The sequence below is a fragment of the Halocalculus aciditolerans genome (genome assembly GCF_014647475.1).
Classification (GTDB): domain Archaea; phylum Halobacteriota; class Halobacteria; order Halobacteriales; family Halobacteriaceae; genus Halocalculus; species Halocalculus aciditolerans.
Window position 1 is genome coordinate 139,783 of sequence record NZ_BMPG01000002.1, and the last position, 23,720, is coordinate 163,502.

Here is a 23,720-nt window from a genome sequence, read left to right on the forward strand (position 1 = left end):
TCGTCGCCGCGACGACCCGGCGTCGGCGTGTGCGTCACACCCTCACGGTACGTTTAATCCAGGCGCGCGTTCCGTCACCAGTATGGACTACCGCCCGCTCCCCGACGGGGCCGAAGACGAGTTCCGCGAGATGGTGTCGTACGCGTTCAGCCCCGAAGACGGGCCGTTCGACGCCGAGGAGGCAGACGAGGTCCCGCCGCCCGCGCGGCTCGGTGACAAACGCGGCGTCTTCGACGCGGCGGGCGACCTGCTCGCGGTCTGCCGGCACTACTGGTTCGACGCGCCGCTCCGCGGGCAGACCGTCGACCTCGGCGGCGTCTCCGCGGTCGCGTCGCCGCCCGAGAACCGCCGGCGGGGCGTCGTCCGCTTCATGCTCGCCGAATCCCTCCGCGAGTACCGCGAGAGCGACGTCGCGTTCAGCGCGCTCTGGCCGTTCAAACACCCCTTCTACGAGCGGATGGGCTGGGGCGTCGCCACCCGCTACGCCACGCACGAACTCGCGCCCGAGCAGCTCGCGCCCACGCGCGAACACACCAGCGGAACCATCTGGCGGGCGACGCCCGACGACTGGGAAGCCCTCCAGCGGGTTCGCGCGGAACACGGCGCGCCCTACCACCTCGACTTCGAACAGGGCGGAGAGTGGTGGGAACACCGCGTCTTCCACTCGTGGGACACCGACCCCTACGTCTACGCCTGGGACGGCGACGGCGGCGAGACCCGCGGCTACGTCGTCTACACCATCACGGACGGCGACGGCGGCCGCGTCCTCTCGACGACCGACCTCGCCTACGCGGACCCCGACGCCCGCCGCAACCTCCTCCGCTTCCTCGCCGACCACGACAGTCAGGTGTCGACGCTGAAGCTCACCACGACCGACGACGTCGACCTCGTCGGCCTCGTCAGTGACGACGGCGAGGTCGAGACGACGATGAAGGCGGGCACGATGTTCCGCGTCGTCGACGTCGCCGGCCTCGAACGCCTCGACTACCCCGGTGACGTGGAGGCCGCCGTCACTCTCCGCGTCGAGGACGACCTCGCCGACTGGAACGACGACACCTTCCGCATCACCGTCGCCGACGGCACCGCGACCGTCGAACGCGTCGACGACGACCCGGAGATAGAAGCGAACATCGCCGCGTTGAGCCAGCTCGTCGCCGGCTTCCGGACTACCGCGGAGCTCCGCGTTCGCGACGGCCTCACAGTCGAACGGAAAGAAGAGACGAAGACGGACGCGCTCGATGCGCTCGACGCCGCCTTCCCGACGCACCCGACGATGGTGCGCGAGGGCTTCTAGTTACTCGCTCGGGCTGTAGTTCGGCGCTTCGTCCGTAATCATCACGTCGTGCGGGTGGCCTTCGGTCTGGCCTGCCGCCGAGACGCGGACGAGGCGGCTCCGCGACTTCATCTCGGGGATGGTCGACGCGCCGACGTACCCCATCCCGGACTGAATCCCGCCCGTCATCTGGTGGAGCTCGCTCGCGAGACTCCCCTTGTACGGCGTTGCGGCTTCGACGCCCTCGGGGACGTACTCCTCGTCCTCGGGCTCTTCTTTGAGGTAGCGGTCGCCGCCGCCGGACTGCATCGCGCCGACGCTCCCCATCCCTCGGTACTGCTTGTACTTCTTGCCGTTCATCGTGATGACGCGGCCGGGCGCTTCGTCGGTGCCGGCGAAGTAGGAGCCGAGCATCACGGCGTCCGCGCCGGCGGCGAACGCCTTCGCGGCGTCGCCGGAGTACCGGATGCCGCCGTCGGCGATGACGGGCACGTCGTGCTGGACGGCGACGTCCGCGACTTCGGCGACAGCCGTGATCTGTGGCATGCCCGCGCCGGAGACGACGCGCGTGGTGCAGATGGAGCCGGGGCCGATGCCGACTTTCACGCCGTCGGCGAAGTCGACGACGTCCTCGGCGGCCTCGCGCGTCCCGATGTTGCCGACGACGACGTCGGCGTCGACGGACTCCTTGATCTCGCGGGCGGAGTCGATGACGTTCAGGTTGTGCGCGTGCGCGCAGTCGATGAAGAGAACGTCGACACCGGCGTCGTCGAGGGCTTCGGCGCGCTCGATCTCGAAGGGGCCGACGGCCGCGCCGACGCGGAGGTGGCCGTCGGCGTCGCGCGCGGCGTCCTCGTGCTCGCGGCGCGCGAGCACGCCCTGCATCGTGACGAGGCCGACGAGGCGGTCCTCGGCGTCCACGATGGGGACGCGTTCGATCTTGTGCTCGTACATGAGTTCGAGGGCGTCGCGCGCCTCGAGGTCCTCGCTCGCCGTGATGACTTCGTCCGTCATCGCTTCCTCGACCGTGTCTTCGTCGCCGACTTCGAGGTACGGCCGGATGTCCGTCCCGGAGATGATGCCGAGGACTTCGTCGTCGTCGTTCACGACGGGCGCGCCGGAGACGCCGGCGCGCTCCATCATCGCGTCGACTTCGTCGATGGTCTGCTCGGGGTTCGCGGTGACGACGTCCTCGCGGCGGATGACGAGCTCGTCGGCGCGTTTGACGCGCTGGACTTCCGCGACGGCTTCGTCGGTGTCCGTGTTCCGGTGGAGGACGCCGAGGCCGCCCTCGCGCGCCATCGCGATAGCGAGGTCGCTCTCGGTGACGGTGTCCATCGCGGCGGAGAGAACGGGAACGTTGAGTTCGACGTTCTTCGAGACGTTCGTCGTGAGGTCTGCCTCGTCCGGTTCGACTCGGCTCTCGCGCGGTCGGAGGAGGACGTCGTCGAACGTCAACGCCTCCGGAACGCGGAGTTTCTCCGAAAACTGACCGTCGTCGGGGTACTCCTTCGCCATGTAAATCCCACACGGGCGTGGGGTAAAAGCGTTCCGAGAGGGGCGCGGATGTGCATTCGTGTGCCACAGCGCCGGCGAATTGCTGATAGACATCTATCACAATTACTCCGAGTTCGGTGGACGAACGGCGTTTCGCTCCGTGGGTTTCGTCGAATCGGCGGCCATTCGTCCAATTCGCCTACGGACAGTAACCGCGTTTAAATACCGTCTCTGAAACACACCGTGTCTTGCGGGCAGTTGTCACGCAATATTTATCACGATAAGTCGGGAATAGACGTGTATGGACTCCCACAGTCCCCTCGGTCTCCGCACCGCCGGCAACCGCACTGCCAACTCCGGCGCGATCGCGAAACCCACAGGGACATTTAAATTTATGGGAGTAACCGAGACCTGGCGGCGACCGGCCGTCCGCGACACCGCAGTGTCCGACCACGGGTCCCCCCAACGTGACGGGTATCATCGCTAGATGAGTAGCTCACGTCACCCCATCGCGCTTCGCTTAGAGCAACAGGTAGGGGGCGCGACCCGCCTCCTCGCCACCGTCATGCTCCTCCCGCTCGTCGACGGCATCTTCGCCGCGCTCGTCCTCGCCGGCGCGCTCGACTCGCCGGCCGGCATCATCCAGACCGGCCTGCTCGTCTTCGGCGGGAGCGCCACCGTCGCCGTCATCCTCGCCGAGATGGAGCCCGACACGCGCACGCAGCTGAAAGCCGTCGCGCTCGTCGGCGTCCCGCTCGTCGTCATCGCCGCGCTCGAAGCCGCGCTCGCCCCGACCATCGAGAGCATGCTCTCGCTCGAAGTCTTCGAGCGGTTCGCCGCGCTCGTCATCCTCGCCATCGCCGCGAAGACCGCGAGCGCCCGCATCGGCGAATACCTCCCGAGTCCCGCCGTCATCGTCGGCCTCGGCTTCGTCGCCAGCGCCACCTTCGGCGGCGTCGAACTCGCCGTCCAGTACGACCCGATGCTCATGGCGCGCGCCGCCGCCGCCGCCCTCGTCGGCGTCGGCTTCGCCGCGAGCGTCGTCGTCTTCCAGCCCTACCTCTACCACCTGCTGGACATCGACCGCTTCCGCTTCGGGAGCGCCGTCGCCCTCGGCACGCTCGCGCTCTCCCTCTTCAACGTCGGCGTCCCCGAGTACGTCCCGCTCCCCGTCTTCCTCGTCGCCAGCGTCCTCGCCATCGACCCCGGGGCCGCCGAAGCCGAACTCGCCGCCGCCACCGAGGACGACCACACCGCCGCCGACACTGCGACCGCCGCCACCGACGGCGGTGCCGACCCCGATACCGACCCCGAATCCGAACCGGAGCCAGAGCCGGAACCCGACGCCGACAGCGGCTTCGACTACCCCGGCATCCGCGACGACGACGGCCGCGAACCCTGGCTCTAACCCGAGACCGAAGACCCTTCTTCCCCACACGCCACACGTAGGGTATGCCCCAGAACCGCGTCGTCGAAGGCCGCATGGTCACCCCGAAGAAACTCGCCGAACTCGTCGAAGACGGCGACGTCCTCGAAGCCGAACCCATCGAAGACACCGACCGACAGTGCCCCGACTGCGGCGGCGACGTCCTCTCCGTCGGCTACATGCCCAGCGTCACCGAGTTCGTCACCGGCTACAAATGCCAGGACTGCGGCTGGTCCGAACGCGACGCCTCGTAACGACGTAAAACTCACGAGCCACCCACCCAACCAGCCGCCCTCACTCCTCCCACTCTACACGCTCGACCGCCGCCCCGAAATCGTCAGCCACCACGTACCCCACGACGTCGCCGTCCGCCGCCCCCTCGACGTCCACCCGCTCGTACCCCTCCACCACGACATCACGCACGTTCGCGTCCAACGCTCCCTCGTCCTCTACACCCAGCCGATTTCGCCCACCCGCCTCACGCACCACGATCGGAAACTCCTGCATACCCTCTCCAACTCGCCCCGCCCCGAAATGTCCACCGCACCCCACCACATCCGCCGCCGCTCTACGCCACACTACGGCTACCCGAACCACAGTTACCCGCACCCCTCACCGCTCCCGAATCGAAACCCCTTTTAGCCGAATCACCATACGAACGAATGCACGGGGCTGTGGCCAAGCCAGGCATGGCGACTGACTCCAGAGGCCACGCGCCCGGGACGATACTCCACTGGTATACCGAGCGACGGACTGATCATCCGCTCGCGACGACGACCCTCTGGAGTTCCGAGGCGCAACCGGAGATATCAGTCGATCGGGGGTTCAAATCCCTCCGGCCCCATACTACATATAATTAAACCGGAAGCACTTGCTGGGTTCCGGTTACCTGAGGTAAAGGCAAACAGCGATAGCGTTATTCCGGGGTGGTCGGCGTGAGTTCGGACTCTCACGCCGTCGACGCCGCACGTGAGGCGATCGACAAGCGCGTCGGAGCGCCGCCGCGTCTGGTCCTTCCAGAGAAGTTCGAGTTCTCCAGCTCGTGGCGTCGCGCTCAGGTCGCGCCGCACGAGGTCGGGCCGTCGAGGGACGCGGCGCACTTCGACGTCGTGCTCGGCTACGAGGATGGCGACGACCTCGGCGACCACCATCGCGTTCTCTTCGCGATCGAGAACGGAGCGCTCCGAGCGGAGTGCTCGTGCAAGGCGTGGACGTACCGGGACTGGTGCGCGCACGTCGCGCTCCTCTACTGGAAGTGGAGAGCGCTGAACGAAATCGGCGTGACGAACCTCGACACTGACGAGACGCATCACTCGCGACCGTACTGGCTGTTCGTCCCCGCCGAGGGCGAGGAGGAGCCGCTATGATGGACGCCGCCGGACCCCGTTTCGTCTGTTTCGGGTGGAGTAACACAGAAAACGACGCTGTAACACAGTCAAAAATGCTGAATACGACCGCTTCAAGCCTCAAGCCGGCGCATCGAACCCGTGTATCACCACCCGTGTCCCACCGCTGCGAGAGTATATTGTGTGTGGGGGCGCGCCGCCGGACGCGCGGTTATTGTGGCGGCGCGTGCGCTGCTGCGCGCAGAGACGCTGAAGCGGTCGTCGGGGGTGTCGGGGAATGGTGAACGTCCGCATCAACGACGAGGAGCTGCAGTCGTTCCTCGACGACGTCGACAACCAGTCTGAGGCGGTGCGTGACGGCCTTCGTCTGCTGATGAACCAGCAGGCGGGCCGAAAGTTCCCGGAACTGAACGACAAGCAGACGCGGGCGTACCAGTGGATTCTGGAGGCGGCGGGAACGTCGGGCGTCGTGTCGGCCGAGGAGGTCGTGACGGTGCTGGCCCAAGAGTTCTCGCGGGGGAAGCAGCTGGTGAAAATGACGATCCTCGACCCGCTGAAGCACGAGGGGTACATCGAGGTGGAGTGGGGGCGGATTCGGCCACAGCCGCCGGGCGAGATGGAGTCGTCGGGCGGCTCGTCGACGTCGTCGAGTGACGGCCTTGAGGACGACGCGCCGACGGTGGAGGACGAGTGGGCGCGCCAGGAGGCGGCGACGGTCGTCGGGGGCGAGTCGGATGACTGAGTATCCGGTGTCGGAGAGGCCGCCGCACATTGACGTCGCGATGGCGGACTACGACCTCGACGTCTACGTCGACGGCGAGCGGCTCGACTTCGCGGACGGGTTCACGTCGGCGGCAGAGCTCGACTACCACGGCTTCCGCGGCGAGGGAGAGAGTCTCGTCGTCTGGGTCTCGTGGGACGGCGGACTGTCGGTGGGTGCGGAGCACTTCGACCGCCGGGGAGACGGCACTCGGTACGTCTCAGTGTTCGAGTGTGAGCGGACGTCGACGACGTCCTCGGCGGTGACGTTCGAACCGAAAGCCCAACTCTACGACTTCGTCGTGGAGCTCCGGAAGGTGGTCAGCGAATGAGCGGTATCGAACGCAAGTCCGTCCCCGAGGAAATCCTCGACGCGACGTGTGGCGGCCGGAGCATCTGGCTGCCCGGTCAGAAGGAGCGTGACGATACGCTGTACGTCGACGATCGAGAAGAGAATGCGGGATTCGTTGATGAAGCACTCCCCGAAGAACAACGACCGAATAACCCGAACTACACGGTCGCGCCGGATTCTGTAGAGGATTTCCGAGACCTTCCATATGCCGACGCGTCCTTTGACCTCGTGGTATTTGACCCGCCGCACATCATTCGCTCGGACGGTATGGAGACGCTTACGGGCGTGATGACGAAGAAATACGGCTGCTTGCATGCCGAGACCTGGCAGGATGATCTTCGCCGTGGCTTTCGGGAGCTGTTCCGCGTACTCGCTCCGGGTGGTACGCTTGTCTTCAAGTTCGCCGACATGGATACGGATTTCTCGACTGTGCTCAATCTGTCGTCGCGTTCCCCGCTGTTTGGCACGACGACGAGTAGGCGGGAGAATCACTGTACGAAGTGGTTTGTCTTCTACAAGCAGCGTGAAGTGCGTCCGGACACCGAACGGGGGCGGTCGCAGTGACTCGTCTCGACTGGCCGGACGGCTTCGAACGGACGGCGAGTGAAGCGCGATCTCCGAACCGGAGCTACGACGTCTCGCTCGCGAAAGCGTTCGACGACTTGGAGCGTGAGCTTGTTCGTCTCGACGTCGACGACTACCGCTACTCGTTCGACGCCGAACAACGGCAGCGTGATGGACGGCCGTACAGCCGAGCGAGCCCGGACGACCCCGGTTTCGTTCTCAGGTGGACGATGGAGGGAGACCAATACGCTGTCGCCTGCGACGCGTACAGCCGCCTCCGCGACAACGTCCGCACTGTCTATCACTACGTCTCCGAGAAGCGAATGATGGGGTCGCGTCCCGTGAAGACTGGCGGGAGCGAGTTCGCGAACGCCCGTCTCCCACCAGGAGACGAGGACGCCGTAGACGGGACTGTCGTCGCGCACTCACGGCCGCCGCACGAGGTACTCGGCGTCGACGCCGACGCCCCCGAGAACGTCGTGAAGGCCGCCTACCGTGCTCTCACGAAAGAGCATCATCCGGACCACGGCGGCAGCAACGAGAAGCAGGCAGAGCTGAACGCGGCCCGGGAGGCGATGCTCGATGAGTAAGTCGCGTCAGCCGACGCTGTCGGAGCTGGCGACCGACGAGCCGGAAATCGGTGTCTCCATTGACGTCGAGGCAAGCTACGCCCACGTTCGGTATGCAGCGCTCGACGAGCCGGGCGTGATCTGGTTCGACCCACGCGACGGTCGCGAGTATCTCGCCGTCAACATCGACCCAGAGCGAAGCGAGCTCTCCGTCGACGAGCGGGTCGTGACGAGTGTGCGGCTCCGCGCGAAGCACGGGAGAGGCCCGGAAGTCGACCCGGATGGCGAGTGGGTGGCGCGAGTCGGCTACGCGACGCTCGAAGAGTACGAACGCACCGGTTTGGAGACTGGAACCGGGATTCGGAAGAAGAACGTCGAAGCGTCGGAAGTCTTCGAGGGCGTTCATTCGGCGCGTGAGTGGTGTCGTGAGACCGTGCCGGCGTACGCGACGGCAGAGTACCGTGATGCTGTCGCGGCGCGCGTCGAGGGGGTGTCGGCCGGTGAGTGAGTCCGGGCGCGAGGAACTCGGCTGGGTCGGGTTCTATCGAGTTATGCGAAACCGCGGCTGCAGCCGCATCGGGGCCGGAATAGCTCCGTTCGTCGCTATCGTGGATGTGGCGAATGGGACGAACCACTTCGACCGGCTATACGGTGTCGAGGAGGTGTCGGTCGATGAGTGAGGGTCGCCAGTCGCTCGACGACCTCCGCGACGCGGGAGTGCCGCGTGGCGAGGGTGAGTCGTGGGCCGAGATCGTGGAACGTCGAGAGCGTGAGAACTCCCGAATCTCGAACGGCGAGCGGATGTTCTTGGCCGGGGTGTTCTTCTGGAGCGTGGTCTGCCTCGCCTCCGGCTACGGACTCGGCGGTCTCGTGGGCGTCGGAGTAGTCGTGACCTCGCTCGGCTTCGGGTTCGTGTTGGGTGCGTTCGCGGCTGAGGGGTGGTCGGCGTGATTTCGTGGCTACGTCGACGGCGTCGCGCGGAGTGCCTCGGGACGACGTTCTCGGATGTCGTCACGGGCGGGAACGTCTACTACTGGCACGACCCGGAGACGGGCCGTATGTGGATGGCGAAGTCTCGATACGCGAGATTCGCCGTGGAAGCACGGGAGGACGTCGAGGACGTTCGTCGCCGAATCGAACGCTTCGGGGTGAGCCGATGACGGCTCGCCGCTACGAGACGCCGTCGGGACATCACCGTGTCGTGCTGACGGCGTGTCCCGCTCGTGACTGCGGCGTTGACCTCTCGGGCGCGACGAAGGCGTCGGCGCATATCGCGACGCACGACCCGGAGGACTTCGGACTCTCGCCGCTCCGCGACGACCTCGTCGACGACGTCGAACCATCCCCGGATGCGGTCGACGTCGAGGACGGAACGCAGCTCTCCCTCAACGAGGTGGGCGTCTGATGGGGACCGACCGCTACGTCTTCGGGTACATCCCGTTCGGAGAGGACCACGAGAGGCCGCTCGGCCGGATTCTCGCCGCCTACTACCGCGTCATTCGGGGGTTCGTCTTCGCAGGAGTGCTCTTCGCGATAGCCTACTGGGGGCACTTCGGCGATATTGACTCAGTCCTTCACTTCCTCGTGTTCGTCTCGCTGGCGGCGCACAGGATGGAGGGGTCGACGCTTCAGCAGAAGCGGCGCATCGCCGACTACGTCGAGAGCCGGCTCGGAGAGAATACAGATGAGTAGGGAGCGTCCGACTCTACGGGAAGAGTCGGACAGATTCCGCTCCGACGACGGTTGATTCGGGGCGGGTCCAGGCGCAAAGTGCGAGAAACTGACCGGGATACGCGGAAGGCGGACACACGAACGATGAACCTCGAACAACACGACACGCGAGACGACATGAAGGTATGGCTGAGTATCGGCGAGGTCGAGGAACTCCTCGACGCAGCGGACTCCCAACAGAAACGCATCGCGCTCTCACTCGGAGCGCACTGCGGACTCCGCTCTCACGAGGTGCTCGACGTCGCTCCCGAACACGTCGTCGACACCGACGCCGGGCCGATGTTGAGAGTGTGGCACGGGAAGGGCGACAAGTACCGCGAGACGCCCATCCCGCGCGACCTCTTCACGACGGTCCGGACGCTCGACGAGTTCCGCGACGCACCGAGCAGCGACTCCCTTCTGAACATCACGTCGACGCGGTCGCTTCGGCGCTGGGTGGAGTCGACCGCGGAGCAGCTCGCCGACGACACTGGCGAGCGCGGATGGCGGTATCTCTCTTTCCACGATCTCCGTCGAACCTGGGCGACGAACCTCCGGTCGGCTGACGTCGACGCGATGCTCGTCTGTGACTGGGGAGGATGGAACGACCTGGAGACGTTCCTCGACCACTACAAGGGGAAACACTCCCCGGACGCGCAGAAGCGAGAACGTGGGAAAGCGGACTGGCTGTAGCGCTCTGCGCGTCATACCGACTCTGAGCAATCCAGAGAAGATATTCGTCTACTTGAGGAGTAGAATTATAGGCACATGGACGGAGAGAACCAATAGTTAATGTCGGATGAACTGGAGGGTGACGATCCAGATGTAGGCCTCTATAAGCACGGCGTAGGAGAATTGCAGGATACACTCCAGAATATTCTTGCTTCGCATACTCAACTGAATCAGCGAGCCATTGATTTAGTGAAAATTGACCTACTGTCTGCAAGTGTGGTTCTAACCGGCGTTTCACTGAGCAAGATACATGCTTCACTTCTGCTGCTTGCGGGGTTTTTCTCGTTTGGCTATTCTATCTGGTCCTGTGCTAAGGTATACCACCCGAGGGAGTTCAAACGAGGTCTTTCGGAAAATGCAGCGAGAAAGATCGACCAAGATATCCGGGATGGAATGTCACCAAAGACATACTACCGGAGAGTTTATTTCTCATATCTGGATCCAATTGAAGAAGGACGTGAAGCGGTTGAACGAGAGAAAAATGACTTCCAAAACGGTCTTTGGGCATCAATTACTGCAATTATGTTCTTCGCTGGAGTTGGGTTTGAACAGGTCGGATTCAGACTACCAATCCTGGTAGAAGTCGCGTTATTAGTAGTAATACCAACGGTTGCTTTCTGGGGAAAAGATAATGTTAGTGGGGGTGAAAATTTGGATGATGTCAAGTGAGAGTGGGGACGACGAGTCTGAGGAGAAAGACACCGAACCCAAAACGTATGAAATGGTCGCTCTCTCGGATTCCAAGGACGAAGAAGAAGAAGATACCGACTGACAACTCAAGAAATTCGGTGACCGACTAGAGCAATCAGTCGGCGGTAGCGCGGCCGCGGTAGTCTTCTTCGAAGACGAGCTGTGCGGCGGCCTGTTGGACGGCGTCGCTATCGCGGAGGTCGGGGACTTCGCCGTCGTCGACGAGGCGGACGAGGTACTCGCCACGTGCGAGCCGGTCGACGACGACTGACTGGCTGAAGTCGTCGGGGAAGTCGTCGTCGATGACGCCGTCGCGTCGAAGGTGGTCCTTCGGGATCGTGACCATCCCGGACGAGCCGCGCACGGTGAGTTGCTGCATGAATGCGTGTTGTCCGCTCTGGTAGTTAAGAGTACAGCGAGGGGCCATTTGGTTGCTACTCGATGTACATCTGGTTGCAGTAGAAGTGTAGTTTTGCGGAGGTACTAGTTCGTAGGGGGTCGTGGTGGGGTATCCGCCGCCGAATCGGCGGAAATGTACCCCATGGCTTACGCAGCAGGGGAGTCGGTGGAAACCGCCGACTCGCACGGCAGTTCAGAAGCATTGAGCGAGAGCGTCGTTGACCGCAGCATCGCGGCCGTCGTTGAGCTTCGAGATATCGCCCGTCTGGATGATGGCGTGCGCCGGCTCGTCGGGGGCTCGGCGTGACCGACCATATCGACGTCCAACAGCGCGTGAGCGAGCGTGCTGTGAAGCGGGCGAGTGAGAAGGTCGCGGCGGAGCTCGCGGCGGAGGAGGACGCGTGAATGGCCGCAAAGTCTCGTCCGCATCAGCGTGCAGGCTTCATCCGCCAGTACGGCCGGGTGAAGGGCCGTCTGAAGGCACACGTATCCCGTCTGAAGGAGCGTGTCGGCCGTGACTGACGGCGAGGTCTCGATTCGCGAGAACGGTCAGGTAACGGTCCTCGAGACGGACGCAGTCGACGCGCCGATTCGCGTCGAACTCGACACGGACGTGCCGGAGGTGTTCGTGCCGGCGGACACGAGAGTGTCCTACACGGGAGACGCCGAGGTCGCGACGGATGGTGGCGAGTTCGCGTCCGGACGAGCACGCGTCATCCAGTCGCGTGGGTGGACGCTCGACGAGGACGTCGCGAACATCCTCGGTCTCGCCTCGATCGTCGCGGTTGCATCGGGCGGCTACCTGTGGGGCGGGACGTCTCAGCTCCTTGCCGGTGTTCTCCTCGTCGTACTCGGCGCGGGTGCGGCATACGTCGCGGCGAGATCGAAGTGGAGCGGGACGCGGGAGGTGGAGCCGGATGGTGAGTGACGACGCTCGCCTCATCTCGGTCTCGGTCCTCCTCGGGTTCCTCTCTGTGTCGCTGACGCTTGCGTATCTCTTCGGTTCGGGACTCTTCGTGCTCGTTCCGGCGCTGGTTCTGCCAGCGTTCTTCGCGTACGCCGCGAATCTCGGCGTGCTCGTCGGTGACGTCGAAACAACTCCCGCCAGCAGCGGCGGCGAACCAATCACGGAAACCAACTAATGACGAAACAGAACAACTCTCGACTTCGGCGGCTCCTCCCGGTTCTCGGCATTCTCACAATTCTGATGGTGAGTGGTGTCGGGTCGGCGGCCGCGATGAACGCACCGCAGCAGAACAGCGCAATCAACTATTCGGAGGGGCCGAATCCGTACGTCCACGAGGACCAGCTCACCATCAACAAGCACTCGATGGGAAGCATGGACGTGCTCCAGTATTACGGCGACAACGGGAACGTGAAGTCGCTCCCGGCGACACTGAACCAGAGTCGTCACGAATCCTTTGCGGTCCGGTACGACCGCATCAACGCGAGCGCGTACGGCGTGTTCCCGCGGAACTCGAACGCGTCGGCGATTGACGCGAGCGAGTGGGCGTCGAACTCGCCGATGACGGTCTCGCAGACGAACGGGGCGACGGCGTCGGGTGTCGACTCGATTCAGTTCGAGTCGTCGGGGACGTCCTCAACGACGACGGCGACGGCGACCTACGATAACTTCAGTGCGCTTGGTGACGCGCAGAAGCGCGTCATCTACGTCACGTACAACGTAGATTCGGCGTCGGCGGGCTCGGACATCGTGCTTCGCGTGAACGCGAAGTCGGGCGCGCACAAGGATGTCTCCCTCGCGAACACGACGGGTGACGGCTACGTGAAGCAGGTGAAGCTGAACTCGGTGACGACGCAGGGGACTGGGTCGTTCGACTACATCGAGAATCTCTCTGTCCGCGTGAGCGGTGCTGACGCGACGGGGACGATCACGGGTCTCGATGCGGAGAAGAAGACGAAGACGGTGCTCGGGAAGCACTGGAACGCGACGTCGGAGCAGTCGGAGGAGTTCTACAACGTCTCGGATGGCGGCTACCAGGACCTTACGTCGCTCTCGACGATGGGTGACGCGTTCAGTAGCGCGGAGCTCCACAAGCTCCACGTCTTCGACGTCCGTTACGAAGCGTCGCAGCTCGACGCGTCGGACGTGAACGTGACGTGGTCCGATGCGAGTTCGTATCCGAACTACGCGAAGCTCCTCGACGACTACAACCGAATCCGCGTGCCGTCGGCGATCGCGCTCGACCACCAGGGCCTCTCCTTGATGGCGAACCAGCGCTACGTCTCCGACCGCTACCTCACGGTTCAGTACGCCTCTAACACGGGCTCGTCGGACTGGGAGAACATCTCGTCGTGGAACTCCCTCTCCGGGAAGTACACGGGGATGGGCGACAAGCACGTGCTCATCTCGGCCGTGCAGGCTGGGTCGAACATCGTCTGGCACGGGAAGATCAAGCTCACCCAGGACCAGGTGTCGGCCGCGCAGGATATCCCGCAGAACACCGGCGGCGGTGGGTCGAGTGGCCCCGTCTCCTCGGGTAGCGGGAACATCCTAATGGAGATTGTCGGCGGTCTCGGCGCGTTCGTGTCCGGGCTCTGGCTCTGGTTGAAGCGCACGGCGACGGGGGCGTGATCCTTCGTGACCAGAAGCATCAGTGACCAGATCGAGACGCTGAACGATATGGCGTCGATCGAGAGCGGGTCGCTGACGAACCTCGTCGCGAAGGACTTCCTCCTGCCAGTGACGACGCTCTTCGCGTCGATTTCGCTCCTCATCAGCTCCATCTTCGATATCCCCGTGCAGGTGTTCGGGGCGTTCGCAGATGGTGTGAGTCACTTCGTGGGGACCATCTTCAGCGGAGCGGCGGAGATGCTCGGTGTCGGTGCGTCGGTGTCTGCGAACAGCGTACAGTCGGGTCCGTGGGCGCAGTTCGGGCCATTGACGTTCGCGGTGATGATCGTGGCAATCATCGCGGGCCTGTATGTCATCGCGTGGTATCGGAACCTCGAAACCACGGGGAATCTCGTCGCGTTCATCCCGTTCGACGTTCCCCTCGTTGGAAGCGAGGGTGAGGAGGAGTGAGGGGCTCAGACGGTCCCTATCTCGGAGGTCGGTGACGTGAGCGCTCGTTACCAGTGCTGGTGCCTGGGGGTAACGCGGCATGGGTAGCGACTCGCTCATGGATTCGGTCACGGGGAGGCATCCATGAAACTACCCGCTGAATCTCCGGGTAGCGACTCGCTCATGGACTCCGTCACGGACACGAACGCGAAGGGATACATCACGGGCATCCGCTACGATCGGTTAGTTGCGATTCTCGTCGGCCTCGTGTCGTCGATGTTCGCTGGCGGGCTCGCGGTGTTCATCTCGCGCGTCATGCACGCGCTCTTCATTGACTCTCTCCAGGGCGTTGCGAACTGGAGCGGTGAGATGGTGAGTCGGCTGACTAACGCTCCGTCGTGGATTGTGTCGGCGATGTGGGCCGGCATTGAGGGATTCATCAGTCAGTTCGGCCCACTGGCGTTCGGTGTCGGCATCGGGATTGCCGTCTTGATGCTCGTCATCGTCGGCTGGGAGGTGACGCAAGCGTGAGTCTCCCGTTTCTCGACAGTGGCGAATCGACAGACACGACGTCGAGCGACAGCTCCACAGGTTCGAACTCCGGATCGTCACTCGGGAGTTCTGTCACGCGGTTTGTACAGAACCCGAAGGCGTGGGTGTTCGCTCGCATCAGTGAGTACATTATCGCGCTCGCGTTCGGCGTCGTGGTCGGAGTGAATCACCTCGTGACGTCGACGTGGTCGACGCTCACGTGGGTGTTCACTGAGGCAGCTGATGCAGTGTTCAGCCCGCTCGGGGCGTTTGGAGCCGGCCTACTGTCGCTGGCGTCGGCGGCGGCGCGAGGTGTGTGGACGACAGCGCTCGACGCAGGGCCGCTCGCGATCGTCGTGTTGGTCGTGCTCTGGGTCGGGTTGATGGTGGTACTGTATCGGACGATTAGCGCGATTAGCGCGGATATTCCGGTGCTGTCGGCTATTCGCGCGTTCATCAGGGGTTAACAGACATGATGACACTACGTGAGGCGTTCCACCATCCGGTGACAGGGATTCTGTCGATTGGTGGGACACTGGTGACGTTCGCCGTGCTCGCGAGCGGCTCGCTCTATCGAGTGAGCGCTATGCTCGCGTTCACGTTCGGAGACAAGATTCCGGCGCTGCCGGTGCATACGCTCGAACTCGCTGCGTTCGGGTTCGGCGGCATCTACCTGTCGTACAAGCTCTGGCGCTTGTGGCAGCGTTTCGAGAGGACGGCGGGGCTCGACACCGATGACTGAGCGAGTTGCACGCATCGCTGTCGTGGCTGTCCTCCTGGTGGGCCTTCTCGGCCCGGGCCTCGCGATGGCTTCGGGCGGAGGGGCGAGCCCAGACAGTCACGGCTACACGCTGCAGCAGCTCCGGACGCACGGGACGCAACCGAGTGGTCGTGCGCCGTCGACGCGCTGGGTGAGTGATTACGCGAGCGTCTGGATCGACCGGCAGCCGGTGAATCCGTTGAAGCATTCGTCGTCGAATCAGTATCAGGCGGCGGAACTCCTGCAGCGTGACGACCTCGTGAAGGGGAATACGCTCCGCGTTCACTACAGCGGTCCGCGGAACGGTGGGAAGGCCGACCTGAAGTTCCACATCGTGACGTGGGAGCCGGGTGAGACGACAGTACAGACGGCGAACGGGACGGCGACGAAGGCGGTGCCAGTGAACGTGTCGGAGTCGACAGAGACGGTGACGTTCACGGGGAGTGGGGGCGTGAAGGAACTCTCGCTGCCAGCGTCGTACGAGTCGACGAAGCAGATGACGATGTGGCTGGAGCGCTCGCCGGATTCGGCCCGCTGGGTCTACGCGCATCACTCGTCGGCGGGGAGTCAGCCGGTATCGATTGAGACGAGCGCGGACCTCTTCGGGTGGATCGCGAAGCACATCCTCCTGTGGTCTGTCGTCGCGATACTTGCGCTCGGGGCACTCGCTCGGTACCTCCTGAAGCACGGGCTCGCGAGCCCGCAGTGGGGGTACTTCCCGTACGCACTCTTCGGCGGGCTCGGTGGCTTCGTCATCGTGTGGACGTCGTGGTCGGGCCTCGCGTCGCTCTGGCAGAGTGCGCCGTGGGTGGTCGTCTGGCTCATCGGTTTCGTCGGCTTCGTGCAGCAAATCGAAGGCTACGACGACGCCCTCGAGACGTGGGATTTCGTGCAGAGACGGCTCACGGACGCCGTGAGTCCGACTGGCGAGGAGATCCGGAACTCGCACGGCTTCAGCCGGAAGACGCACTCGGTGAAGCGCACGGATGACGGGCCGATTATCGTGCCGCCGGGCTGGTCGAAGTTCCTGGCGCGCGTCTTCGGCGGTGCGGCGTTCGTCGAGAACTTCGACGAGGTCCGGACGACGCTCGACGGCGACCCGGACTCAGACGCGGACAAGGAGGTCATCATCGACGAGGACGCCGAGCACGTCCTCGACTACACGCCGGAGCACTGGGGCTGGAAGGGCTGTACAAGCCTGCGCCCGGTGACGGATGGCTCCGAGGGCGACAACCTCCCGGCCTCCCAAGATCGTGCGCTCGACCTATCGAAGGTCGGGGTAACGGTGTTCACAGCGGTCGCAGGTGGCGTGCTGCAGGCGTTCGCGATGGGGCTCAGCTGGCTGACGGTGCTTGCTGTCCTCGTCGGTGTCCTCGTCGTGCAGGCGGAAGCGAAGGACGGACATGCACGTATCGTGCCGGCTGACGTCCACAAACGCGCGGCGATGGAGACGGCACTGACGGCCGCAGACGGCTACGAGCGCGCGGAGACGTTCGACGAACAGCAGAAGGCCCGCATCCGCGACCGGAAGAACCCGACGCGGGAGGCGTTCGGTCTGATGGACTCGTTCAACGTGGAGCTCGGCGGGTTCATGAACGAGATGTGGGGCGAAGGCGGCGACTCGGAGCGCCGTCGTGACCGCCAGGATGACGAGGAGGTGCCGGCCGGTGACTGATCGTCCCCGCTACCAGGGGCGGTACGACGACGAGTCTCCGGCCGGCTACCGACACATGGAGCATCGGCCGGCGCTCGACGAGCTGAAGCGCGACCATCTCGACCTCCTCTCGGAGACCCGCCGGGGGTTCTACGACCGGCGTGAGGTCGTGATGTGGTTGGAGCGCGTGAGCGTGCGGACGTTCGGCCTGCTCCCGTCGGGGTTCTTCGAGTGGATCGGCGGCTCGCCCTCGCTGACGGCGATCTTCATCAACGACGCGGAGCGTCGGAACGCGATGGTGCAAACGGACGAACCGTTCCCCGAGGAGAACGCGCGAGCGCTCCGCGACTGGTTCGTCGAGTCGTGGATCGACCCGGCGTGCGCGGACGCGTTCCGGTATCTCGCGGAAGACGCGACCGAGTACAACGCCGAGGACGCAGAGGCTCCGGACCCGGACGAGCAGGGTGCGGTGGCGATGCGGCCGGTGCTTGCGGACTTCGAGGACCAACAGACGGCGGCGCTCCGTGACCTCCTCGATGGCGAGATGTCGTCACAGGACGTCGTGTCGTGGGTTGCGGAGACTCGGGAGGCGACGGACCGTCTGCTGCCACGCGAGTACCTGACGGTCTGCCGGCGTCATCCGACGCTGTCGACGGCGCTGGGTGGTGGGCGCGAGTGGTTCCACCTGCGCGCGCAGCTTGCTGTCTCGGGCGTCTCGGTCGGCGAGGCAAAGTTCCCGAGTCTGCTGCGGCTGATGAACGAGGCGACACGGGAGGTCGCACAGCTCTCGAACGAAGGGGTAGAACTGGCGGAGACCCCCGACCAAACTCCGCTCTCTTGGAACTGATGAGTACGTACTCCATGAACGCGAAGGCGGCGTCGGTGAGCGAGCTGCGAGAGCAGATCGCGGAGACGTTCGCCTCGCATACGACTTCGGCACAGGCTACCGGCGACTTCGGGAACGGCCGGCACAACGATGGCGAGAACATCTACAAGGACTTCTCGCTGCCGCCGCTCCACCGCTATCTCCACAAGGCGGAGAAGCATGGGAAGGCGGTTGCGACGCATCCGGGGTCGTTCGTGAACGCGGTGACGCACGTGACGGGCCGCGATCTCGACTACCTCGGCTACGTGGCCGACGACGTTGAGTATCGGCCGGAGGACCCGGACCCGCATCCGGCGTTCGAGGACGAGCCGCGACTCCGCGGGAAGCTCTTGGAGTGGCTCGCGGCGGACGATCGCCGCTGGGGGTCGCTCTCGGATTCCGGGACGGACCTACAGATGCACGGCGAGCCCGGCTCGGGGAAGTCGACGTTCGGACAGTTCCTCGCGACGATTCTGACGCAGGCGAACAACGAAACGGTGCTGTGGGCAGACACGATGGACGAGTCCGGTGTGAGTGAGCGGACGGAGTGGCTGTCGCTCGCGCCGTGGATCACTGTCGCGCTCCCGGACGGGCTGCCTGTGGAGGTTCGGGTGACGCCGACGGACCCGAGTCTCTCGCCGTTCACGATCGACCTCACGGACCTCGTTCGCGACGTCGTGCGCTACAAGAGCCCACGCGACCTGAACAAGAAGCTCACACCGGGCCAGATCTACGTCGTCTACCCGGACCCGCTATTCCGCGGCTGCAACGAGGTCTCCCGCTTCGACTACCACGCGCCGGGCGACGTGACGCCGGACGGCGAGGACGGGCCGAACTCCTCGACACCGGTAAATCAGTGGTGGTTCGCGTACATGGCGGCACGAATCACGCACAACGACTTCGTCCACTTCACGAGTCTCCTCCTCGACGAGGCGGGGAATCTGTTGGACCCGGACGCGGAGAAGGACGATCATCAGTCCTACCAGAAGGTGAAGTGGTTCGCGGAGAAGTTCGCGGACGCGCGGAAGAACGGCGTGACGGTCGTGACGATGACGCACGCGCTCAGTGAGCTGCATCCGAAGTACCGGAAGAAGCAGCGGTGGTGGGCGACGCTCGCGGGGAACTCGCCGCCGGTCGGGAAGAAGCTCCCGGGCGAGAAGCGCTGTCCCTTGGAGACAGACTTGACGTCGCGGATGCCGACGGGGCAGGGCGTCGTCTGGTCGACGAACAAGTTCGCGCCAATTGCGTGGCCGAACATGAAGTCTCGGCGGCGGGTGGATGCGAAGTTCGAGCTTGTCTTCCCGACGGTGAGCCGGAATAGCGTCCACCTGAGTTCGGAGTCGGAGGTGAGTGCGTAAATGCGCTCGAAAAAGAAAAGAAGACGCGTCGAGGTGTACGAATTCACCGTTTTCTACTTGCGGCGGCAGCGGCGGCGGTCGCGCTCGCCGATCTTCACGGCTCCACGCACGCGCGATATAGAATCGACTGGGACGACCCCCCGGGGGGTGTCTGAATGAAGTCGCGCGCACGGGTGTTGTTCGTGCTCGCGCTCGTCGCGATGAGCGCGATCGGGACGCCCGCGATGGCGTCAAGTTCGCCGACGAATACGGTGTCGTGGAACGGCACGGTCCATCTCCAGGGCTCGCCAGCGAGTGACGGCACGCAGTACACGTACTCACTGCGGTCGGCGGATAACGTCTCGGACTTCCACGTGAACGTAACCGGGAACCGTCAGACACAACGCGACCACGAGACGGCGATGCTCGGCAACGACGACTCGATGCCGCTCTCGGTGTCGGGGAACGCGCCGATACAGACTCCGCAGGTGGCGCTGACGGGTGTCGAGACAACGTCGAGCGGGTCGTGGAGTGGGACGGCATCCCCGAGTGCGTCGACGACGAAGACGGTCGGCGGCAACGCCAACGCGACAGACGAATCCGTGACGTGGACGGGCCAGCGGTCGACGTCGTCGGCGTCGAAGTCGGCTTCGGTTGTCTCAACGGGCTCAACGTCCTGGACGCTCGGCGGCAACCAGCAACCTGAGAACGGAGAAGTGAGGTTCACAGGTTCGTCAACCACGGGCGCGTCACGGTCGACGAGCGGAACCGGCGATGGGAGCGTGACCATCCAAGGCGACGCGGAGACTGCCTCGTCGAGCGTCACACTCGCTCCACGGACCGCAGTCGGAGCGACCGATTCGAGGAGTGGAACCCTTAACTCTGACACATCATTTGCAGTGTCAGTTGAGGGTAACCTTGCTCCGGTTGGTCCGGACGGGTCCAATAACCCCACAGTCGAGGTTACAGGACAGCTTGCCACAAACTACTTCGGTTCATCTACTGATCAAAGAGCGACAGACACGAATCCATTATCCACAGTGAGTAAAGTTGAGGCGTGTTGGCACAATAATTACAACTACCAAACAAATAATATTGAAGTCTATGCAGACGGTGTGGAGATTGCGAACTCGTCGACCTCTATGTCGGGGAGCGGAGAGACTGAATGTAAAATCATAGACACTGACGACACAACAGGAGTTAGCAACCTCACTGTGCGCACTCCGGGTTCATACATCTACGCTGATGGGATGACGCAATACTCTATGTCTCCTACAGATGTGAGTGTCTCGTCGGGCGGTCAAACTCTCTCGTTTAGTTCTCTATCCGACGGAGAAGCACAGACGCAGTCGCTCGACCTCGTAGATGGACAACAGGATGTGAGTTTCTCGTGGAATCGTGGCGAGCTTGCCTACGAGATGCGATGGTCGCCGCGGACACAGACGGAGGGCGCGTCCCTCTCAGTGGACGGGGAGACGGTGTCGCAGTCGGGACAGCTCTCCTCGTCGACGACGCGGTCACTCTCCTCGCTCTCTGAGGGCTCGCACTCCGTGACGACGTCGTCGTCGACCGGACCGAAGCCGAGTTGGACCATCGACTACGACGAGACCCTTCACACGCACAACCCGAGCGTGACGGTTGGTGGGTCGACCGCCAGCTACTCGGGTGTGCTGGGACCGGGAGAAACGGCGACGCGAACGCTTTCCGGGCTCTCGGCGGGGAGCAACACACTTGACTGGGGGCTCGGAAGTGGCGCGCCGTACGACGCAGACGTATCGGCGACGGAGATCACGCAGACTGAGAACCCGTCACTGTCAGTGGACGGCACGACGGTTGCCAGCTACAACGGTATCCTCGCCCCCGGCGAGAACGTGACGCGGTCATTCTCCGGCCTCTCGACGGGGTCGCACTCGGTCTCGACCTCGGCGAGCGGTGGCGTCGATTACGTAGCATCGTGGACGGAGCACACGGTGACAGACTCCCCATCGGTCGACGTCGACGGTGACGGTGTCGGCGACGTCTCCTACTCCGGCACGCTGTCGGACGGTGAGACCATCACTAAGTCGGTCCCCGAGCTGTCTCGCTCCTCGACGACCGCGGACGTGTCGGCGTCGTCGGGCTCGACGGTCGCGCTCAACGTCTCCTACACGGAGGTGACTGACACGCCGAGTGGGACGGTCGAGGTGAACGGCCATAATGCGTCGTTCACGACTCTATCGGATGGGCAGACGCAGTCGCTATCGGTTGACCCGGCGTGGCTGTCGACGGGGACGAACCGAGTGAACGTCTCGCTCGACACGAGTACGCTGTCGGCGGATGCGCCGAGTCCGGCAGTTGGCTTCGACTACTCGCATTCGGCTATTGACGACCAAGTGGTGCAGTACACGGGCCAGCAGTGGTCAGAGTCGTACAACGTGACGAAGACGTTCGGGACGGCGCAGCAGAGCGCGAACCTCACGATTCCGTTCGCCGGCGACGTTGTAGGCATGCGGCGGCTCCAATCGCGCTCTGACGGGAACTCCTACTCGTCGATGTCGTCGTCGTCGAGTTACGAGCTGCACAACACGACGCTGCAGGTGGATCTCGGCGACGTGCAGGAGAACGAGACGGTGAACGTCGTCGCGAACGGCTCGAAGGTGCGCGTGAACAACGGGAGCATCCAGGTGCTTCATCCGTCGCCGGTCGGCCAGCAGTTACACACAGAGTTCCGCGTTGAGTCGCGCTCGCCGGGGTTCTACATCGACGTGTCGGGGACGCCGCGCGGCGGCTACCTCCATCAGTTCTCGGCGGAGTCGTGGAAGAATCCGGCGGAGTACTCGCGCTTCGCGAGCGCGGGGTCATCGCAGAAACTCTACCTGCCGAATGCGCCGGCGGGCGCGACGGCGAACGTTTCGACGACGAACGTGATGGTTGACCCGGAGCGCGAGGTCGACGTACAGGTTGTCGAGGGCGGCTCGACGCCGATCTTGAACGTGACGCAGGGGCCGAGTGGCCCGGGGAAGGTGACGTACACGCTGACGAACGCGGAGTCCGGGACGGACTACTGGCTCTACAGTCGCGCGAAGCAGCTCATCCGCGACCAGGCGACGGCGGCGTCGACGGTCGCGCTCCACGCGAGTAATGGGCCGGACCTTCTCGAAATCAAGCCGGCTCCGGAGAACTCGTCGGGGCCGTCGAGCACCGGCGGGTCGACTCTGGGGAGCGGGGTGACAGGGCCGATCTCCGATGGTGGTGGGCCGCTGTCGAGTCCGGTGTTCGTCATCGGTGTGGGCTTCCTCGCGCTCGCGCTGGTATACGTGGCGCTGCGGCAGACGCACGCGAAGCGTCGGACGGTCTGGCTAGGGACGGGCGGCGCGGCGGTCGTCTACGTCGCGGTCGTCGCCATCATGGTCGCGCCGGGCGCGCTCCTGCAGCCGATAGGGCAGAACATCGGGAAGATCGCGCCGATTGTCGCGCTCGCGCTCGTCGCGGGCGGGCTCTACTTCGTCTACCAGAAGTGGGTGAAGGGCTCCGGACCGCGGCCAATCGTCGTTCGGGGTGGGAAGTGATGCTGCGGCGCATCGTTTCGCTCCTCGCGAAGGGCGGCTTCCTCGTCGCGTTGAAGGGGCGCTGGGTGCCGCTGAAGCTCCTCGCGAAGTTCGCGGGCGTGATTCAGACACTCGCGGTCGTTGTCGCGGTGCTCTTTCGGCCGTACCTCCTCTTCCTGGGTGGGGCGGTCGGCGTCGTCTGGGGGCTCCACTATCTCGGGGTGCTGCCGGTGGTGGACTTCTCGCCGCTCACGGCGCTCGCTGAGAGCCTCCTGCGGTCGGCGAGGGTGATGGCGTAATGTTCGGCGTCTTCGGTCGTGCGCGGGACGTGGCGGGCTGGCGCGGCGTCGTGGCAGCGTTCGGCGTGCTGACGGGTGTGAAGGTCGCACTGGTAGGGATGGCGTCGCGTGCGGCGCTCGACGCGATTCCGCTCGTCCTCGTTGGTGCCGCGGGCATCTTCCTCTGGCTCGCGGTTCGCGGTGCTGGGGATGAGTCGGCGTGAAGGCGTGAATGTTCGGCGCGACGGCCCTCAGGACAGCTGTCGGTACGGCGGTATCAGTCGAGGCGCGGATGACGCTCGCCAGGGTACTCCGAATCAAGTCGGTTCGAACTAGCGTGAAGGTCGCGGCGCTCGTACTCGTAGCGGTTGTGATCTGGCTGTGGATGGAACTATCGTTCTCGCTCTTGGGAAGTAGAATCTGAGG

Annotated in this window: 32 protein-coding genes and 1 tRNA gene; 28 read left to right on the top strand and 5 right to left on the bottom strand. The window is 64.2% G+C overall.

The window, feature by feature from the left end; translation table 11 throughout:
* Positions 1-82 precede the first annotated feature (82 nt).
* Positions 83-1,294 carry a GNAT family N-acetyltransferase gene (locus tag IEY26_RS07275; RefSeq protein ID WP_188977420.1) on the top strand — a complete coding sequence of 404 codons (1,212 nt, stop codon included), beginning with the start codon at positions 83-85 and terminating at the stop codon, positions 1,292-1,294.
* Here IEY26_RS07275 and guaB read toward each other — a convergent pair whose 3' ends face one another.
* Positions 1,295-2,791: an IMP dehydrogenase gene (gene guaB / locus IEY26_RS07280; RefSeq protein ID WP_188977422.1), complete on the bottom strand. Its 1,497-nt coding sequence runs from the start codon at positions 2,789-2,791 to the stop codon at positions 1,295-1,297. It abuts the gene before it with no gap.
* A gap of 466 nt (positions 2,792-3,257) precedes the next feature.
* On the opposite strand from guaB, the gene IEY26_RS07285 reads away from it, so the two are divergent.
* Both IEY26_RS07285 and IEY26_RS07290 read left to right on the top strand, forming a co-directional pair.
* A complete protein-coding gene (locus tag IEY26_RS07285; RefSeq protein WP_188977424.1) occupies positions 3,258-4,178 on the top strand; it encodes a DUF5794 domain-containing protein in 921 nt (306 codons plus the stop codon).
* A 44-nt stretch (positions 4,179-4,222) separates the two neighbouring features.
* Positions 4,223-4,450: a DUF5795 family protein gene (locus IEY26_RS07290; RefSeq protein ID WP_188977426.1), complete on the top strand. Its 228-nt coding sequence runs from the start codon at positions 4,223-4,225 to the stop codon at positions 4,448-4,450.
* A gap of 40 nt (positions 4,451-4,490) precedes the next feature.
* Here the strand turns inward: IEY26_RS07290 and IEY26_RS07295 are convergent, their stop codons facing one another.
* Positions 4,491-4,703: a hypothetical protein gene (locus IEY26_RS07295; protein ID WP_188977428.1), complete on the bottom strand. Its 213-nt coding sequence runs from the start codon at positions 4,701-4,703 to the stop codon at positions 4,491-4,493.
* A gap of 161 nt (positions 4,704-4,864) precedes the next feature.
* Between IEY26_RS07295 and IEY26_RS07300 the strand changes: the two genes are divergently transcribed.
* The 12 genes from IEY26_RS07300 (at position 4,865) to IEY26_RS07355 (ending at position 10,897) form a co-directional block, all read left to right on the top strand.
* Positions 4,865-5,040 (top strand) — tRNA-Trp (locus tag IEY26_RS07300).
* Positions 5,041-5,131: 91 nt separating this feature from the next.
* On the top strand, positions 5,132-5,563 hold the full coding sequence (locus IEY26_RS07305) for an SWIM zinc finger family protein (protein ID WP_188977430.1): 432 nt from the start codon (positions 5,132-5,134) through the stop codon (positions 5,561-5,563).
* A gap of 256 nt (positions 5,564-5,819) precedes the next feature.
* The gene (locus tag IEY26_RS07310) at positions 5,820-6,284 is read left to right on the top strand and encodes a hypothetical protein (protein WP_188977432.1); all 465 of its coding nucleotides are present in this window, start codon (positions 5,820-5,822) and stop codon (positions 6,282-6,284) included.
* Positions 6,277-6,633, top strand: coding sequence for a hypothetical protein (locus IEY26_RS07315; protein WP_188977434.1), 357 nt, complete (start codon positions 6,277-6,279; stop codon positions 6,631-6,633). Before IEY26_RS07310 ends, IEY26_RS07315 begins: the two co-directional genes overlap by 8 nt.
* On the top strand, positions 6,630-7,217 hold the full coding sequence (locus IEY26_RS07320; protein WP_188977436.1) for a class I SAM-dependent methyltransferase: 588 nt from the start codon (positions 6,630-6,632) through the stop codon (positions 7,215-7,217). Before IEY26_RS07315 ends, IEY26_RS07320 begins: the two co-directional genes overlap by 4 nt.
* Positions 7,214-7,807 (top strand): J domain-containing protein, encoded by a 594-nt coding sequence (locus IEY26_RS07325; protein ID WP_188977438.1) that lies wholly within the window; start codon positions 7,214-7,216, stop codon positions 7,805-7,807. The genes IEY26_RS07320 and IEY26_RS07325 overlap by 4 nt, the downstream gene beginning before the upstream one ends.
* Positions 7,800-8,294 (top strand): hypothetical protein, encoded by a 495-nt coding sequence (locus tag IEY26_RS07330; protein ID WP_188977440.1) that lies wholly within the window; start codon positions 7,800-7,802, stop codon positions 8,292-8,294. The genes IEY26_RS07325 and IEY26_RS07330 overlap by 8 nt, the downstream gene beginning before the upstream one ends.
* Positions 8,295-8,407: 113 nt before the next feature.
* On the top strand, positions 8,408-8,737 hold the full coding sequence (locus IEY26_RS07335; RefSeq protein ID WP_188977442.1) for a hypothetical protein: 330 nt from the start codon (positions 8,408-8,410) through the stop codon (positions 8,735-8,737).
* A gap of 205 nt (positions 8,738-8,942) precedes the next feature.
* Positions 8,943-9,191, top strand: coding sequence for a hypothetical protein (locus IEY26_RS07340; protein WP_188977445.1), 249 nt, complete (start codon positions 8,943-8,945; stop codon positions 9,189-9,191).
* Complete coding sequence (locus tag IEY26_RS07345) at positions 9,191-9,478, top strand: hypothetical protein (protein ID WP_188977446.1); 288 nt, start codon at positions 9,191-9,193, stop codon at positions 9,476-9,478. Before IEY26_RS07340 ends, IEY26_RS07345 begins: the two co-directional genes overlap by 1 nt.
* A gap of 123 nt (positions 9,479-9,601) precedes the next feature.
* On the top strand, positions 9,602-10,189 hold the full coding sequence (locus IEY26_RS07350; RefSeq protein WP_188977448.1) for a tyrosine-type recombinase/integrase: 588 nt from the start codon (positions 9,602-9,604) through the stop codon (positions 10,187-10,189).
* Positions 10,190-10,288: 99 nt separating this feature from the next.
* Positions 10,289-10,897, top strand: a complete 609-nt coding sequence (locus tag IEY26_RS07355; RefSeq protein WP_188977450.1) for a hypothetical protein — start codon at positions 10,289-10,291, stop codon at positions 10,895-10,897.
* 136 nt (positions 10,898-11,033) lie between these two features.
* Here IEY26_RS07355 and IEY26_RS07360 read toward each other — a convergent pair whose 3' ends face one another.
* The gene (locus tag IEY26_RS07360; protein WP_188977452.1) at positions 11,034-11,297 is read right to left on the bottom strand and encodes a hypothetical protein; all 264 of its coding nucleotides are present in this window, start codon (positions 11,295-11,297) and stop codon (positions 11,034-11,036) included.
* 534 nt (positions 11,298-11,831) lie between these two features.
* Here IEY26_RS07360 and IEY26_RS07365 point away from each other — a divergent pair.
* From IEY26_RS07365 to IEY26_RS07410, 10 genes are all read left to right on the top strand, one after another.
* Positions 11,832-12,245 (top strand): hypothetical protein, encoded by a 414-nt coding sequence (locus IEY26_RS07365; RefSeq protein WP_188977454.1) that lies wholly within the window; start codon positions 11,832-11,834, stop codon positions 12,243-12,245.
* Positions 12,235-12,459, top strand: coding sequence for a hypothetical protein (locus tag IEY26_RS07370; RefSeq protein WP_188977456.1), 225 nt, complete (start codon positions 12,235-12,237; stop codon positions 12,457-12,459). The genes IEY26_RS07365 and IEY26_RS07370 overlap by 11 nt, the downstream gene beginning before the upstream one ends.
* Before the next feature lie 95 nt (positions 12,460-12,554).
* On the top strand, positions 12,555-13,913 hold the full coding sequence (locus IEY26_RS07375) for a hypothetical protein (protein WP_229773974.1): 1,359 nt from the start codon (positions 12,555-12,557) through the stop codon (positions 13,911-13,913).
* Between the two features lie 6 nt (positions 13,914-13,919).
* A complete protein-coding gene (locus tag IEY26_RS07380) occupies positions 13,920-14,363 on the top strand; it encodes a hypothetical protein (protein ID WP_188977460.1) in 444 nt (147 codons plus the stop codon).
* A 123-nt stretch (positions 14,364-14,486) separates the two neighbouring features.
* Entirely contained in the window at positions 14,487-14,873 is a 387-nt protein-coding gene (locus IEY26_RS07385) for a hypothetical protein (protein WP_188977462.1), read from the top strand.
* Positions 14,870-15,340, top strand: a complete 471-nt coding sequence (locus tag IEY26_RS07390; RefSeq protein ID WP_188977464.1) for a hypothetical protein — start codon at positions 14,870-14,872, stop codon at positions 15,338-15,340. The genes IEY26_RS07385 and IEY26_RS07390 overlap by 4 nt, the downstream gene beginning before the upstream one ends.
* Before the next feature lie 8 nt (positions 15,341-15,348).
* Positions 15,349-15,615 (top strand): hypothetical protein, encoded by a 267-nt coding sequence (locus IEY26_RS07395; protein WP_188977466.1) that lies wholly within the window; start codon positions 15,349-15,351, stop codon positions 15,613-15,615.
* Positions 15,608-17,308 (top strand): FluC/FEX family fluoride channel, encoded by a 1,701-nt coding sequence (locus tag IEY26_RS07400; RefSeq protein ID WP_188977468.1) that lies wholly within the window; start codon positions 15,608-15,610, stop codon positions 17,306-17,308. Before IEY26_RS07395 ends, IEY26_RS07400 begins: the two co-directional genes overlap by 8 nt.
* Positions 17,301-18,134 (top strand): hypothetical protein, encoded by an 834-nt coding sequence (locus tag IEY26_RS07405; RefSeq protein ID WP_188977470.1) that lies wholly within the window; start codon positions 17,301-17,303, stop codon positions 18,132-18,134. Before IEY26_RS07400 ends, IEY26_RS07405 begins: the two co-directional genes overlap by 8 nt.
* Entirely contained in the window at positions 18,134-19,510 is a 1,377-nt protein-coding gene (locus tag IEY26_RS07410; protein WP_188977472.1) for a hypothetical protein, read from the top strand. Before IEY26_RS07405 ends, IEY26_RS07410 begins: the two co-directional genes overlap by 1 nt.
* A gap of 94 nt (positions 19,511-19,604) precedes the next feature.
* On the opposite strand, the gene IEY26_RS07415 is transcribed toward IEY26_RS07410, so the two are convergent.
* Positions 19,605-19,778, bottom strand: coding sequence for a hypothetical protein (locus IEY26_RS07415; RefSeq protein WP_188977474.1), 174 nt, complete (start codon positions 19,776-19,778; stop codon positions 19,605-19,607).
* A gap of 105 nt (positions 19,779-19,883) precedes the next feature.
* The gene (locus IEY26_RS07420) at positions 19,884-20,315 is read right to left on the bottom strand and encodes a hypothetical protein (RefSeq protein WP_188977476.1); all 432 of its coding nucleotides are present in this window, start codon (positions 20,313-20,315) and stop codon (positions 19,884-19,886) included.
* A 553-nt stretch (positions 20,316-20,868) separates the two neighbouring features.
* Here IEY26_RS07420 and IEY26_RS07425 point away from each other — a divergent pair.
* The 3 genes from IEY26_RS07425 to IEY26_RS07435 are packed head-to-tail and all read left to right on the top strand — an operon-like array spanning position 20,869 to position 23,518.
* The gene (locus tag IEY26_RS07425) at positions 20,869-23,037 is read left to right on the top strand and encodes a serine-rich family protein (RefSeq protein WP_188977478.1); all 2,169 of its coding nucleotides are present in this window, start codon (positions 20,869-20,871) and stop codon (positions 23,035-23,037) included.
* Positions 23,037-23,315 carry a hypothetical protein gene (locus tag IEY26_RS07430; protein WP_188977481.1) on the top strand — a complete coding sequence of 93 codons (279 nt, stop codon included), beginning with the start codon at positions 23,037-23,039 and terminating at the stop codon, positions 23,313-23,315. Before IEY26_RS07425 ends, IEY26_RS07430 begins: the two co-directional genes overlap by 1 nt.
* On the top strand, positions 23,315-23,518 hold the full coding sequence (locus IEY26_RS07435; RefSeq protein WP_188977483.1) for a hypothetical protein: 204 nt from the start codon (positions 23,315-23,317) through the stop codon (positions 23,516-23,518). The genes IEY26_RS07430 and IEY26_RS07435 overlap by 1 nt, the downstream gene beginning before the upstream one ends.
* Positions 23,519-23,720: the final 202 nt, after the last annotated feature.